Raw genomic sequence first — 928 nt, 5'->3', positions numbered from 1 at the left:
TTAGGCGGGCGTTAGTTTCATGGAGGAAAAATGACATTTCAACATTTATTAGAACAAGCACTATATAGCAGCGCGATTATCCATCAGCCGCATGCCCTAAAAGCATATTTATCAACAAAGTTTCTCTGTGAATATTTGGACTGTTCAGAAAAACTATTGGTGCAAGTCAGTCGATTAATTGAACAGGACGCATTAAAGATTTCATGTAATTACACCGATACAGTTCAACAAGTAAATTTTTCCAGCGTCCGCCGACACAGAATTCTAGAGCGCGGAATATACCCAGCATCTTATCAGGCAATGTCTCAATGGCATGACGAAAAAGGATTTAAGGATATCTTTCAGCATTATGTTTCACGGGCATCGAGACACAGTGAATATCTATCGCATAATGTAACCATTTTGCTCGCTTTGAATGAAGTTTATAAGTTGTTATCACCAGACTCGATCCCAATATTTTTAAATCGACTCACAGAGTTTGTAACATCTACTTTTATAGGTGAAGAACATCAAAGTGAGCCGATGTTATCAACCCCGAATCGTGAAGGCGATATTCTAAACGCCTGTCTTGAACAGCCTGGATTTTTTGGTCATAACCTCATCACATTGGCTTGGATAATTCGTTGTAAAGATAGGCTTTCAAATATCCAGTATGAATCAATGTTGTGTAATCTCAATATACAGGCTGTCAGCTCACTAGAAGACTCAGACGATGAATTAGATTCAAACATATGGAATTTGTGCTGGATGAGTGATCGCTATGAAGATTTTCTGGCTCAAATCGAGTCATTAGTTTTTGAGAACAGTGTTAATTTACATCAAATTACGTTAGCAGATGCATTGTGTTTTCTACAGAATCAATATCCTGAGCAGACAGCTAGATTAGCGAGAGTGGCAGATTACCAAACTAGGATGTGCGCGAAATGAA

The 928-nt window shown here is 38.3% G+C and carries 1 protein-coding gene; it reads left to right on the top strand.

Annotated features, from left to right (window positions below; genetic code table 11):
* Positions 1-30 precede the first annotated feature (30 nt).
* Positions 31-927, top strand: a complete 897-nt coding sequence (locus tag GOU96_RS17810) for a hypothetical protein (protein ID WP_000143890.1) — start codon at positions 31-33, stop codon at positions 925-927.
* Position 928 lies beyond the last annotated feature (1 nt).

The organism is Vibrio sp. R-1 (assembly GCF_035615595.1).
Lineage (GTDB): Bacteria > Pseudomonadota > Gammaproteobacteria > Enterobacterales > Vibrionaceae > Vibrio > Vibrio cholerae.
This window is presented reverse-complemented; position numbering and strand designations above follow the sequence as displayed.

Coding starts and splice junctions, on each gene's coding strand:
- GOU96_RS17810 (WP_000143890.1), top strand. CDS start 31: ATGACATTTCAACATTTATTAGAACAAGCACTATATAGCAGCGCGATT.